This is a genomic window from Variovorax sp. DAIF25 (assembly GCF_050711835.1).
Classification (GTDB): domain Bacteria; phylum Pseudomonadota; class Gammaproteobacteria; order Burkholderiales; family Burkholderiaceae_C; genus Variovorax.
In genome coordinates this window covers 6,648,990-6,661,846 of the sequence record NZ_CP136636.1, presented here as the reverse complement: position 1 = coordinate 6,661,846, position 12,857 = coordinate 6,648,990, and the positions used below count along the sequence as shown (strand labels likewise).

The 12,857-nt window shown below is 69.3% G+C and carries 13 protein-coding genes and 1 riboswitch; of the genes, 9 read left to right on the top strand and 4 right to left on the bottom strand.

The genetic code is table 11. The features are described from left to right. Positions 1-52: 52 nt before the first annotated feature. Positions 53-721, bottom strand: a complete 669-nt coding sequence (locus R0232_RS30850; protein WP_431510517.1) for a hypothetical protein — start codon at positions 719-721, stop codon at positions 53-55. 151 nt (positions 722-872) lie between these two features. After that, positions 873-940: riboswitch (S-adenosyl-L-homocysteine riboswitch) on the top strand. Between the two features lie 70 nt (positions 941-1,010). On the opposite strand from R0232_RS30850, the gene ahcY reads away from it, so the two are divergent. From ahcY to R0232_RS30830, 4 genes are read left to right on the top strand one after another with little or no spacing between them, the layout of a single operon-like run. Beyond that, positions 1,011-2,450 (top strand): adenosylhomocysteinase, encoded by a 1,440-nt coding sequence (ahcY, locus tag R0232_RS30845; RefSeq protein WP_093348078.1) that lies wholly within the window; start codon positions 1,011-1,013, stop codon positions 2,448-2,450. A gap of 9 nt (positions 2,451-2,459) precedes the next feature. Continuing rightward, a complete protein-coding gene (locus tag R0232_RS30840; RefSeq protein WP_431510516.1) occupies positions 2,460-3,248 on the top strand; it encodes a TlyA family RNA methyltransferase in 789 nt (262 codons plus the stop codon). 10 nt (positions 3,249-3,258) lie between these two features. After that, a complete protein-coding gene (gene metF / locus R0232_RS30835; RefSeq protein WP_431510515.1) occupies positions 3,259-4,083 on the top strand; it encodes a methylenetetrahydrofolate reductase [NAD(P)H] in 825 nt (274 codons plus the stop codon). Between the two features lie 53 nt (positions 4,084-4,136). Beyond that, positions 4,137-4,802 (top strand): septal ring lytic transglycosylase RlpA family protein, encoded by a 666-nt coding sequence (locus R0232_RS30830; protein ID WP_431510514.1) that lies wholly within the window; start codon positions 4,137-4,139, stop codon positions 4,800-4,802. Positions 4,803-4,818: 16 nt separating this feature from the next. On the opposite strand, the gene R0232_RS30825 is transcribed toward R0232_RS30830, so the two are convergent. Next, positions 4,819-5,775 (bottom strand): 23S rRNA (adenine(2030)-N(6))-methyltransferase RlmJ, encoded by a 957-nt coding sequence (locus tag R0232_RS30825; protein WP_431510513.1) that lies wholly within the window; start codon positions 5,773-5,775, stop codon positions 4,819-4,821. A gap of 191 nt (positions 5,776-5,966) precedes the next feature. Here R0232_RS30825 and R0232_RS30820 point away from each other — a divergent pair, with 191 nt between their 5' ends. The 5 genes from R0232_RS30820 (at position 5,967) to mdtD (ending at position 10,159) form a co-directional block, all read left to right on the top strand. After that, complete coding sequence (locus R0232_RS30820; RefSeq protein WP_431510512.1) at positions 5,967-7,034, top strand: hypothetical protein; 1,068 nt, start codon at positions 5,967-5,969, stop codon at positions 7,032-7,034. 191 nt (positions 7,035-7,225) lie between these two features. Beyond that, positions 7,226-7,654: a 50S ribosomal protein L13 gene (gene rplM / locus R0232_RS30815; protein ID WP_057590758.1), complete on the top strand. Its 429-nt coding sequence runs from the start codon at positions 7,226-7,228 to the stop codon at positions 7,652-7,654. Between the two features lie 12 nt (positions 7,655-7,666). After that, the gene (gene rpsI, locus R0232_RS30810) at positions 7,667-8,059 is read left to right on the top strand and encodes a 30S ribosomal protein S9 (RefSeq protein ID WP_093348063.1); all 393 of its coding nucleotides are present in this window, start codon (positions 7,667-7,669) and stop codon (positions 8,057-8,059) included. A 203-nt stretch (positions 8,060-8,262) separates the two neighbouring features. Beyond that, positions 8,263-8,628 (top strand): iron-sulfur cluster insertion protein ErpA, encoded by a 366-nt coding sequence (erpA, locus tag R0232_RS30805; protein WP_093348061.1) that lies wholly within the window; start codon positions 8,263-8,265, stop codon positions 8,626-8,628. Positions 8,629-8,716: 88 nt separating this feature from the next. After that, positions 8,717-10,159: a multidrug transporter subunit MdtD gene (mdtD, locus tag R0232_RS30800; protein ID WP_093348058.1), complete on the top strand. Its 1,443-nt coding sequence runs from the start codon at positions 8,717-8,719 to the stop codon at positions 10,157-10,159. A 1-nt stretch (position 10,160) separates the two neighbouring features. Here mdtD and R0232_RS30795 read toward each other — a convergent pair whose 3' ends face one another. Continuing rightward, the gene (locus R0232_RS30795) at positions 10,161-11,291 is read right to left on the bottom strand and encodes an anhydro-N-acetylmuramic acid kinase (protein WP_296781113.1); all 1,131 of its coding nucleotides are present in this window, start codon (positions 11,289-11,291) and stop codon (positions 10,161-10,163) included. A 60-nt stretch (positions 11,292-11,351) separates the two neighbouring features. Then, entirely contained in the window at positions 11,352-12,701 is a 1,350-nt protein-coding gene (locus tag R0232_RS30790; RefSeq protein ID WP_208509875.1) for a peptidoglycan DD-metalloendopeptidase family protein, read from the bottom strand. Positions 12,702-12,857 lie beyond the last annotated feature (156 nt).

Below are 12,857 nucleotides of genomic sequence, written 5' to 3'. Positions count from 1 at the left end.
GTGCGCCGCGGCACCGGCGCTCGCTGGAGCGCCGGCGGGTAGCGGCAACGGCTTACATCGGCGGCGTGAAGCCGTCGCGGCCGGCCACCACGCGCAGCGCGGTCGGCGTGCCGTTGCGCTCCTGCGCATTGACCAGCACCTTGGCGCCCGGCACCAGCAGCGCCTCGGTGCCGGCGCGGAAGGTCACGACCGGCACGTCGCGCGGCACGATCACGGTCTTCTCGCCGCCCTTGTAGGACAGGCGCAGCTGCTGCCCGCCGCGCACCGAGCGCGGCGCGGCCGCGAGGTCGGCCACGGTGGCGTTGGTCATGGTGCTCTGCGGTTGCAGGTCCCAGGGATAGTGGCCCTCGCCGGTGCCGCGCGCGGCCTCGGGGAACACCACCACCTCGAGCGCCTTCTGCGAGCCGTCGGCCTGCGGCATCGCGGCGGTGCCGATGAAGCTGCCCTTCTTGATGTCGGACAGCTTGATGCGATAGACCTCCGACAGCGACATGTCCGCGGGCCGCGCGAGGCTCACGACCTCGCCGCCGCGGTCCTTGACGACGAGCTTGCTCGCATCGGCGTAGACCAGCGTGCCGCGCACGCGCACCACGGGTTGCGCGGCCTGCGCCTGCTGCGCGAAGGACAGGCCCGGCAGAGTGGCGAGGCCGAGCAGGGCCGCCGTGCAGAGCGCGCGGCGCGCGCTGGACGACGAGGGAGGGGAAAGGCGGGATGAACGCATCGGAGGGGCTTTCGCGGAAAAGGAATGCAGGCAGCGTTGTACGCCTCGACTCTGAGCCCTGCATGACGCGGGGTGTTGGCGCGCCCTCGCGTTCCGTGATGTGGGAAGCCCCGGCCGTTGGCGCCCGTGTCCGGCACGTCTACAATCCGCCGCTTCCGAGGAGCGTTGCAGCGCCGCCAGGCGTGAGGCTCGGACCCATCGCAACCACGCTCATCCGCTGTTCTCGCGGTGAGTCTTTTTCCCCCGACGCAGTGGCCTCGTTCAAACACAGTTCTGGAGTTCACTTCACATGAGCGCTGTTCTCAAGCCCACCCCTGTTTCGTCCGCCGACCAGGCGATCGCCGACCTCTCCCTCGCTGCCTGGGGCCGCAAGGAAATCCGCATCGCCGAAACCGAGATGCCCGGCCTGATGGCCATCCGCGAGGAATTCGCCAAGAGCCAGCCGCTCAAGGGCGCGCGCATCACCGGCTCGCTGCACATGACGATCCAGACTGCGGTGCTGATCGAAACGCTGCAGGCCCTCGGCGCGCAGGTGCGCTGGGCCTCGTGCAACATCTTCTCGACGCAGGACCACGCGGCCGCCGCGATCGCCGCGTCGGGCACGCCGGTGTTCGCGATCAAGGGCGAGTCGCTCAAGGACTACTGGGACTACACCCACGCCATCTTCGACTTCGGTCCCAAGGACTCGAAGGGCGAAGGCCCGAACATGATCCTGGACGACGGCGGCGATGCCACGCTGCTGATGCACCTGGGCCAGCGCGCCGAGAAGGACCTGGGCGTGATCGCCAACCCGGGCAGCGAGGAAGAGCGCATCCTCTTCGCCGCGATCAAGGCCAAGCTGGCCGTCGATGCGACCTGGTACACGCGCAAGTCGGCCGAGATCATCGGCGTGACCGAGGAAACCACCACCGGCGTGCACCGCCTCAACGAGATGAGCGCCAAGGGCACGCTGCTGTTCCGCGCCATCAACGTCAACGACTCGGTCACCAAGAGCAAGTTCGACAACCTCTACGGCTGCCGCGAATCGCTGGTCGACGGCATCAAGCGCGCGACCGACGTGATGATCGCCGGCAAGGTGGCCTGCGTGGCCGGCTACGGCGACGTGGGCAAGGGCTCGGCCCAGGCGCTGCGCGCGCTGTCGGCGCAGGTGTGGGTCACCGAGATCGACCCGATCAACGCGCTGCAGGCCGCGATGGAAGGCTACAAGGTCGTGACGATGGAATACGCGGCCGACAAGGCCGACATCTTCGTGACCACCACCGGCAACAAGGACGTCATCACGCACGACACGATGGCGAAGATGAAGGACCAGGCCATCGTCTGCAACATCGGCCACTTCGACAACGAGATCGACGTCGCGTCGATCGAGAAGTACGAATGGGAAGAGATCAAGCCGCAGGTCGACCACATCACCTTCCCCGACGGCAAGAAGATCATCCTGCTGGCCAAGGGCCGCCTCGTGAACCTGGGCTGCGGCACGGGCCACCCGAGCTTCGTGATGTCGTCGTCGTTCGCGAACCAGACCATCGCCCAGATCGAGCTGTTCACCAAGCCCGACGCCTACCAGGCCGGCAAGGTCTACGTGCTGCCCAAGCACCTCGACGAGAAGGTCGCGCGCCTGCACCTGAAGAAGGTCGGCGCCATGCTCACCGAGCTGACCGACGCCCAGGCCGCCTACATCGGCGTGAGCAAGAACGGCCCCTACAAGCCGGACAGCTACCGCTACTGATCGCCGCGCATGCGAGCCGACCAGTTGCTGGTGGAACGCGGCCTCGCCGCCTCGCGCTCGCAGGCCGTGCGGCTCATCGCCGGCGGCATGCGCTGGCGCGATGCGGGCTCGACCGATGCGTGGCGTTCGGTCGTGAAGAACCGCGACGAGGTGCCCGAGTCGGCCGAGCTCGAGCTCGACGATGCGGCCGAGGCGCGCTATGTCTCGCGCGGCGGGCTCAAGCTCGAAGGCGCGCTCGAGGCCAGCGGCGTCGATGCCGCCGGCAAGCTGTGCCTCGACGTGGGCCAGTCGACCGGCGGTTTCACCGACTGCCTGCTGCAGCGCGGCGCCGCCCGGGTGGTGGGCGTCGATGTCGGCCACGGGCAGCTGCATGCGAAGCTGCGCGAGGACGCGCGTGTGCTTGCCATCGAAGGCGTCAATGCGCGCGCGCTTTCGGCCGACGACCTGCAGGAAGAGGGCGAGGAGCCTTTCGCCGAGCGCTTCGACCTGATCGTCGGCGACCTGTCGTTCATCTCGCTCACGCTGGTGCTGCCGGCCGTGGTGCAGTTCCTCGCGGACGACGGCCAATTGCTGATGCTGGTCAAGCCGCAGTTCGAACTGCAGCCGGGCCAGGTCGGCAAGGGCGGCATCGTGCGCGACGCGGCGATGTACGAGATCGTCGAGAAGCGCCTGCGCGACGCCTGCGCCGCGCTCGAGTTGCGCGTGCTGCGCTGGTTCGACAGCCCGATCGCCGGCGGCGACGGCAACCGCGAGTTTTTCATTCACGCCGTGCGCGCGACGGGCGCGGGCGGTTCCTAAGGAGACGCAGGTGCGCCTTCCGCTGAGTTTCGAATTCTTCCCGACCAAGACGCCCGAAGGCGCGGTCAAGCTGCGCGCGGCACGCCAGCAGCTCTATGCGCGCAAGCCCGAGTTCTGCTCGGTCACCTACGGCGCGGGCGGCTCCACCCACCAGGGCACCTTCGGCGCGGTGCAGGAGATCCTGTCCGAGGGCGTGGACGCGGCCAGCCATTTCTCGTGCATCGGCGCCACGCGCGAGACGGTGCGCGCGCAGCTCGCCGAGCTCAAGGCCATGGGCGTGAAGCGCCTGGTCGCGCTGCGCGGCGACCTGCCCAGCGGCTACGGCGCCGGCGGCGAGTTCCAGTACGCGAGCGACCTCGTGGCCTTCATTCGCGAAGCGACCGGCCGTGACTTCCACATCGAGGTGGCCTGCTATCCCGAGGTGCATCCGCAGGCGCGTTCGCCCGAGGCCGACCTGCAGGCCTTCGCGGCCAAGGTGAAGGCCGGCGCCGATTCGGCGATCACGCAGTACTTCTTCAGCGCCGACGCCTACTTCCGCTTCGTCGACGAGGCGCGCGCGCTCGGCATCGACACGCCGATCGTGCCCGGCATCATGCCGATCACCAGCTCGACGCAGCTGATGCGCTTCTCGGACGCCTGCGGCGCCGAGATCCCGCGCTGGATCCGGCTGCGGCTGCAGGCCTTCGGCGACGACACGGCCTCGATCAAGGCCTTCGGCCTCGATGTCGTGACCGACCTGTGCGCGCGGCTGCGCGAGGGCGGCGTGCCGGCGCTGCACTTCTACACGATGAACCAGTCGGCGGCCACGCTGGCTGTCCTGGAGCGCCTGGATTGAGAGGGGCGGCGCGGGCGCCAGGCTCGCTGCGCGCGGGGCTTCGCGCCGCGCTCGTGGCCTGCACCTGCGCGCTCGCGGGCTGCGCCATGCCGCCGGCGACCGAGGGCGGCGCGGCGTCGGGCACCGTGGCGCAGGAGAGCCTGTCGCCGATCCCGCGCCAGTTGACCGTGCCGCCCGGCGCCGAGCCGCGTTCGAACGTGCCCTCGGTGCGCTACGACCTCGCGGTGACCGGGCCCGATGAACTGCCCGCCGACGGCCTGCCGGGCGACGAACCGCGTGGCGAGATCTTCGAGCGCGGCGGGGCCTCGTGGTACGGCATCCAGTTCCACCAGCGCCGCACCGCCAGCGGCGAGCGCTTCGACATGGGCGCCCTGACGGCCGCGCACAAGACCCTGCCCTTCAACACACGCGTGTGCGTGCGCAGCCTCGTCAACGGCAAGGAAGTGCTGGTGCGCGTGAACGACCGCGGCCCCTACACGCAGGGCCGCGTGATCGACCTGAGCCGCGCCGCGGCCGACCGCATCGGGCTCGCGAGCCTGGGCATCAAGCAGGTGGCGCTGACCGTCATCGACCGCGAAGGCATGCGCTGCGATGGCGAACTGGCGCAGCCGGGCGAGACCGACACGCCGTCGCTCGACGTGGCGCCGGTGCGGCCGCAGGCCCAGCCCGCGGCGGCCCGCAAGGCGCCGGTGCGGCGCGCGCCGGTACGGCGGCGCTGAACGGCCGCCGCGCGGATCAGCCCGCGGCTTCGACCGTGAAGCCGGCGTTGCGGTCCTGTCCCAGCTTCTGCACCAGCTGCGGCAGCGCGGCCTCGAGCAGCGGCTTCAGCGTATAGGGCGGGTTGATCAGGAACATGCCGCTGGCCGGCAGGCCCGGGCGGCGCGTTTCGCCGCTGGGCGCGGTCGTGATCTTGCTCGACTTGACCGTCAGCGTGACATTGAGCGAGGACTTGCCGGCCTTGGTGGCCAGCGTCTTGAGGCGGCGCGGCAGGTCGTGCGCCTCGGGCCGCGGAATGATCGGGTACCAGACCGCGTAGGTGCCGGTGGCGAAGCGCTTGAGCGCCTCGGCCGCGAAATCGAGCACCCGGCCGTAGTCGGTCTTGAGCTCGTAGCTCGGGTCCATCAGCACCAGCGCGCGCCGCGAGGGCGGCGGCAGGAACTTGGTCGCGCTGCCGAAGCCGTCCTCGTGCAGCACCGCGATCTGGCGTCCGGCCTCGAGCTGCGCGATGTTGGCCGTGAGCGTGCGGCTGTCGGTGGGATGCAGCTCGAACAGCTTGAGCCGGTCGTGGTCGCGCAGCAGGTGCTGCACGATGAACGGCGAGCCCGGATAGACGCGGGCGCCGCCCTTGGCATTGAAGTCGTGGATCACCTCGAGGTAGCGCGCGAGCGCATCGGCCAGCGGAGCCTCGGCTTCCTTGGCCGCCTTCTTGGCGGCCGCCGTCGTCGCGGGGGCGGCCGCCGGGGCCGGCGCGGCCTTGGGGTCGGCGACCAGGCGCAGCACGCCCTCGGCGGCCTCGCCGCTGGTGCCCGCGTAGTCGCCATCGAGCCGGTACAGGCCCGCGCCCGCGTGCGTGTCGACCACCGTCAGGGCGGTCTCCTTTTCGAGCATGTGATCGAGCGTGGCGATCAGCACCATGTGCTTGAGCACGTCGGCGTGATTGCCGGCATGGAAGGCGTGGCGGTAGCTGAACATGAGAAAAAGTACCTAAAAGGTGGAGGCATGCATCCGGCGGCATCGCTAGACTCGCGCGCCGGAAACATTAATTAACAAGAGGGGCGCAAATGCGTGGAGCAGGGTGGAGATTCTGGGGCTTGTGCGTGGGTGCGGGCGTGCTGTCTATTTTGACGGGGTGCGCGTCGGTCACCCAGGGCACCGAGCAGCCGGTGAAGGTCGAGACCTTCACCGCGAAGGGAGAGACCCTGGTGGGGGCCGATTGCCGGCTGTCGAACGACAAGGGCAGCGCTTCGGTGCTGTCGGGGCAGAGCGCCCTGGTGCGCCGCTCGGGCGGCAACCTGATGATGCGTTGCGAGCTGAGCGGCCAGCCCGCGGCCACGGGCCAGGCGGTGTCGCGCGCCAATGCCGGGCTGGCCGGCAACATCCTGCTCGGCGGGGTGCTGGGCGCGGCCGTCGACGTGGGCACCGGCGCGGCCTACACCTACCCGACCTGGGTCCGGCTGGTGTTCGGCGAGGACCGCCTCTACGACCGTGGCGATCACCGCGACAACACCGTGGCGGCGGGCACCGTGGTGCGGTCGAATCTGCCGGCCACGGCCGAGCGCAAGGAGGAGTCGGCGGTCGTGGCGGCGACGCCCGTTGCCGCGCCGTTGCCGGCATCTCCTCCAGCGCCAGCGCCGACGCCTCCCGTTGCTGCGTCGTCGCCGGCTCTCGCGGCCGCGAAGCCCCAGGGCCCTCTCGCGCTCCGCCAGGGCAATTCGCTCGAATACGCGTTGATCGACGGCTTCACGCAGGTCCGCACGCCGGTGCACTACCGCGTCGACCGCATCGACGGCGACCGCATCCTGTTCAACCAGGGGGCCAGGATCGAGAAGGCCGATGGCCAGCTCGTCTCGGTGTCCTCGCCGGCCGGCGGGCTGTTCGACTCGGCCTCGCCGCCCGATGGGTGGGGTCGGCCGGCGCTCGCGCCGGGCATGCGCTGGCGCAGCGAATACACCGCCTCCAACGGCGAGAAGGCGCGCTTCGAGCTCGATGCCTCGGTGGTCGGCACCAGCCGCCTCACCGTCGACGGGGCGGACCTGACCGTGCAGCAGATCGCCTACCAGGGCTGGATGTTCGCCGCCGTGGGCAATGGGCCGGCGCAGGCGCTGCCTTTCAAGGCGACGGCCTACTACTCGCCGGACATGGCGCGGGTGGTCCGTTTCGAGGCCGAATACCGTCGCGTCTACCTGGGGATGGCCCGGGAAACGCTGGAACTGGTGCGGGTCTGGCGCTGAGGCGAACCGGGCGTCGGGAGGCGTCCGGCCGGAAAATTGCCCGCCAACCCCGATTCTTCGTATAATCGCGGGCTTCGCAGCGTTTTTGTGGCCCCGCGGCGAAGTACTTCCACCACCTAAGAGATTCCCACCAGAGGAAAACCGACCGTGGAAAAGGGCCCGCCAAACCCTCTTTTGAAAAGAGAAATCTCATGACCACGTTCAGCGCAAAACCCGCTGACGTGAAGCACGAGTGGTTTGTGATTGACGCGACCGACAAGGTCCTCGGACGGGTAGCCAGCGAAGTTGCCCTCCGTCTGCGCGGCAAGCACAAGGCCATTTATACGCCTCACGTCGATACCGGTGACTTCATCGTCATCATCAATGCAGCACAGCTGCGCGTCACCGGCGCCAAGTCCATCGACAAGGTGTACTACCGTCACTCGGGTTACCCGGGCGGCATCACGGCGACGAACTTCCGCGACATGCAGTCGAAGCACCCCGGCCGCGCGCTGGAAAAGGCCGTCAAGGGCATGCTGCCCAAGGGCCCGCTCGGCTACGCCATGATCAAGAAACTCAAGGTGTACGGTGGTGCAGAGCATCCGCACACCGCCCAACAGCCCAAAGTGCTGGAACTGTAAGGAGCCTTGAGAATGATTGGTGAATGGAACAACGGCACCGGCCGTCGCAAATCCAGCGTCGCTCGCGTGTTCCTGAAGAAGGGCACCGGCAAGATCACGGTCAACGGCAAGGACATCCAAGCGTTCTTCGGCCGCGAGACCTCGATCATGATCGCCAAGCAACCGCTGGCGCTGACGAACAACCTCGAAGCCTTCGACGTCATGGTGAACGTGCACGGCGGTGGCGAATCGGGTCAGGCCGGCGCAACCCGCCACGGCATCACCCGCGCGCTGATCGACTACGACGCGAGCCTCAAGCCGGTGCTGAGCCAGGCCGGCTTCGTCACCCGCGACGCGCGTGAAGTCGAACGTAAGAAGGTCGGTCTGCACTCCGCACGCCGCCGCAAGCAGTTCTCGAAGCGCTGATCTCCAGCCTTCGGCCTGCCGAGAAAACCGCCTTCGGGCGGTTTTTTCATGGGCATCGCGGCTCGAGCCGGCCTTGCCCTCGTGTGGTTGCGACCCCACTTGCATTGGGTGCACCGCCTGCAGCCCCGGCTCCAAAGCCCGCATTGCAGTAGCATTCCCTCCCTTGGCCGCATGTTCCGGCCCCTCTCCAGGAGTTTCCCCTCATGAGCGCCCTTGCCGAAAACATCCAGACCCAGATGCCCGAACCGATCGTCTTCACCGACAGCGCGGCCGCCAAGGTGGCCGACCTGATCGCCGAAGAGGGCAATCCCGACCTCAAGCTGCGCGTGTTCGTCCAGGGTGGCGGCTGCTCGGGCTTCCAGTACGGCTTCACCTTCGACGAGATCACCAACGAAGACGACACGACCATGACCAAGAACGGCGTGTCGCTGCTGATCGATGCCATGAGCTACCAGTACCTGGTCGGCGCCGAGATCGACTACAAGGAAGACCTGCAGGGCGCCCAGTTCGTGATCAAGAACCCGAACGCCACCAGCACCTGCGGCTGCGGCTCCAGCTTCTCGGCCTGATCCGACCGATGGTGCCTGCCCGCAGCGCACCATCCCCCCACCAAGCCGCCTCCGGGCGGCTTTTTGCTTTGCGCCTCCATCCCCGCCCATGCCGCCCGACACCGCCGTAGCCAACACCGCCGTCGCCCCCGCCCGCAAGAGCCTGCTGTGGCTCGTGGCGGTGGGCTTCTTCATGCAGACGCTGGATGCCACCATCATCAACACGGCGCTGCCGGCGATGGCGGCCAGCCTCGGCGAGAGCCCGCTGCGCATGCAGTCGGTGGTGGTGGCCTATGCACTGACGATGGCGATGCTGATCCCGGCCTCGGGCTGGATCGCCGACCGCTTCGGCACCCGGCGCGTGTTCTTCGCGGCCATCGTGCTGTTCGCGCTGGGCTCGGTGCTGTGCGCGCTCTCGCACGGGCTGGGCCAGCTGGTGGCCGCGCGCGTGGTGCAGGGGCTCGGCGGCGCGCTGCTGCTGCCGGTGGGGCGGCTGGCGCTGCTGCGCACCGTGCCGCGCGGCGAATTCCTGCAGGCGATGAGCTTCGTGGCCATTCCCGGCCTGATCGGCCCGCTGCTCGGGCCCACGCTGGGCGGCTGGCTGGTGCAGTACGCCTCGTGGCACTGGATCTTCCTGATCAACGTGCCGGTGGGCCTGGCCGGCTGCATCGCCACCCTGCGCTTCATGCCCGACCTGCGCGGTGCCGCGCTGCGGCGCTTCGATGGCGTGGGCTACGGCCTGCTGGCCTTCGGCATGGTGGCGATCTCGCTCTCGCTCGACGGCGTGGCCGAGCTCGGCCTGCGCCAGGGCGGCGTGATGGTGGTGCTGGTCTTCGGCTTCGCGAGCGTGGCGGCCTACTGGCTGCGCGCGGCGCGCACGCCCGAGCCGCTGTTCGCGCCCTCGCTGTTCAAGGTGCCGACCCTGAGCATCGGCCTGCTCGGCAACCTGTTCTCGCGCCTGGGCAGCAGCTGCATGCCCTTCCTGGTGCCGCTGCTGCTGCAGGTGTCGATGGGCTATTCGCCGGTCCGCGCGGGGCTGATGATGCTGCCGGTGGCGCTGGCCGGCATGGCGATGAAGCGCTTTGCCACCTCGCTGATCACGCGCCACGGCTACCGCCAGGTGCTGGTGGTCAACACGGTGCTGGTGGGGCTCGCGATGGCCAGTTTCGGCCTCACGGCGCCGGGCCAGCCCGTCGCGCTGCACGTGCTGCAGCTGCTGTTCTTCGGCGCGGTCAATTCGCTGCAGTTCACCGCGATGAACACCATCACCCTCAAGGACCTCGACGGCAGCATGGCCAGCAGCGGCAACAGCCTGCTGTCGATGGTGCAGATGCTCGCGATGAGCATGGGCGTGGCCGCCGCGGGCGCGGTGCTGGCGGGCTACAACGGCATCTTCGGCACCGACACCGCGGTGCGCACGCTCGATGCCTTCCAGGCGACCTTTGCGAGCATGGGCCTGATCACGGTGGCTTCGGCGCTCATCTTCTGGCATCTGCCGGCGGAAGTGCGGGCGCCACGGCCCGCGCAGCCCGAGGTCTCGGGCCAGGGCTGAGTCAGGCCGGGTAGATCGCGCCCAGCACGCGCGCGCCGCGCGCGCCGGTCACGCTGGCGAGGTTGCCGCTCTCGCGCCGCACCGTGGCGCGCGCCAGCCAGGCGAAGGCGGCCGCCTCGACCTGCTGCGGCGGCAGGCCGCGTTCGTTCGAGGCCACCACGGCAATGCCCGGCAGCAGGGCGCGCAGCCGCGACAGCAGGTGGCCGTTGAGCGCGCCGCCGCCGCAGACGATCAGCAGCTTGCTCTCGTTGCCGTAGCGCAGGAGGTCTGCCGCGCAGGTGCTGGCCGTCAGCTCGGCCAGCGTCGCCTGCACATCGACCGGGGCGTCGGCCGCGCCGGTGCCCACGTGCGCGGCCAGCCATTCGGGATTGAACAGGTCGCGCCCCGTGCTCTTGGGCGGGGCCTTGGCGAAGAAGGGCTCGCCCTGCAGCCGCGCGAGCAGTTCGGGCAGCACCTTGCCGCTCGCGGCCCACTGGCCGTCGAGGTCGAAGGGCTGGCCGTGGTAGCGCTGGCACCAGTGGTCCATCAGCGCATTGCCGGGGCCGCAGTCGAAGCCCAGCACCACCGCGCCCTCGGGCGCGTCGCTGGCCGGCAGCAGGCTCAGGTTCGAGATGCCGCCGAGGTTCAGCACCGCGATCGGCTCGCCGGGCCCGGCGAACAGCGCCCGGTGGAAGGCCGGCACCAGCGGTGCGCCCTGGCCGCCGGCCGCGAGGTCGCGGCTGCGGAAGTCGGCCACCACGTCGATGCCGCAGAGCTCGGCCAGCAGCGAGGGGTTGTTGAGCTGCAGCGTGTAGCCGACCTCGTCGAATTCGCCGGGCCGGTGGCGCACGGTCTGGCCGTGCACGCCGACGGCACGCACCGCGCCGGGTTCGAGGCCGGCATCGGCCAGCAGTTGCTCGACCACGCCCGCGTAGACGCGCGCCAGCCCGTTGCCGGCGAGCGCCGCGCGGTGCAGTTCGTTGTCGCCCGGGGTGTTGAGGGCCATCAGCTCGCCGCGCAGGCCGACCGGAAAGGGGGCGGTGGCGTAGCCGGTGACCGAGATCCCGCCGTCGGAGAAGTCGGCGAGCACGCCGTCCACGCCATCGAGCGAGGTGCCCGACATCAGTCCGATGTAGAGATCGCCGGTGGCCATGGAGCTGGGGGAGCTGCCGGATGCGCCGGCGCTTCTATATAGAGAGGAGGAGCGCGGCGCTCAGTCCGCGCTGGCCTGCACCACCGAGAACGCGGCGGCCAGTTCGTTGCGCGCGCCGACGGCGATGCGCTCGAAGGCCGGGCGCATCGCGGCGGTGATCGGGGCGCCGCCTTCCTGCGCGATCGAGGTCGGGTTCTGGTAGACGCCGTTGACCCGGAATTCGAAGTGCAGGTGCGGACCGGTGGCCCAGCCCGTGGAGCCCACGGCGCCGACGGTCTGGCCCTGGCTCACGCTCTGGCCGGCCTTGACGTCGATGCGGCTCAGGTGCGCATAGGCCGTCTGCTGGTTGTTGCGGTGGTTGATGATGACGATGTTGCCGTAGCCGTTCTGCGTGCCGGCGAAGTCGACCGTGCCGTCGCCGACCGTGCGCACGGCGGTGCCGGTGGGCGCCGCGTAGTCGATGCCGTTGTGCTGGCGCCAGCTGTTGAGGATCGGATGCATGCGCATCGCGAAGCCGCTCGACACGCGCGTGAATTCCACCGGCGTCGCCAGGTAGGCCTTGCGCAGGCTGTCGCCGTTCGGGCGGTAGTAGCTGCCCTTCTGGCCCGCGCCCGGCGGCTGGAACCACACGGCCTGGTGGATCTTGCCGTTGTTCTCGAACTCGGCCGAGAGCACGCGGCCGCTGCGCAGCGCCTGGCCGTCGGCCTCGAAGGTCTCGTAGACCACGGCGAAGCGGTCGCCCTTGCGCAGTTGGCGCACGTCGACGTCGCCCGCGAAGATGTCGGCCAACTGGCTCGCGACGCCATCGGGGATGCGCGCTTCGTCGGTGGCGGCGAACAGCGAGCTGCGGATGGTGCCGCTGGCCAAGCGGGCGCCCGGCGTGAGGGTGTCGCGCTCGGTCAGGGCCACGAAGCCCACGGGCGTGCGTTCGATCACGAAGCGCTTGAAGCCGCCGTCGCCGTCGGGAATCCAGCGTGCGCTGAGCTTCTTGAGCTGGTTGTCCTGCGTGGCCTCGGCGGTCACGGTGCGGCCGGCGCGCGCGAACAGCGCGGAACGGGCCTCGCCGCTGCCGCGCACGAAGGCGCTGGCGGCCGGGTCGGAGATGCCCAGGCGCTTGAGCAGCGCCTCGGCGGTGTCGCTCGAGCGGGTGACGTCGGTGCGGAACAGCGTGAAGCTGAAGTCCTCGAGCGACGTGGCCTGTTCGGCGAACGACAGGGGGGCGGAAGTGGCTTCGAGCACCTGATGGACCGGGAGGTCCGAGGCGTCGGGTCCGAGCGAAGCCACGGCGAGGGTTCCGGCGCTCAGCAGAGCCGCCGCGATGATCGCGGTGATCTGCTTGGGGTAGGTCCGGAACGTATAAGCCACGCGAGAAGCGAGAAGCTCCTCGGCGGCAAGAATGCCGTTGATCAAACTATGAATTCCAGCTCAGGTTTCTGCAGATCCGCGCTGCAGAGCCCAGAGCGGTCAGGGCGGCAGGACGGTGCGGAAAAAGCGCCGCTTAGAATCCGGCGCTTGAAAAAGTCGGGCGAGTATAGCTTCCGCACTCAAAAAGTCAGCCAAAAAAAG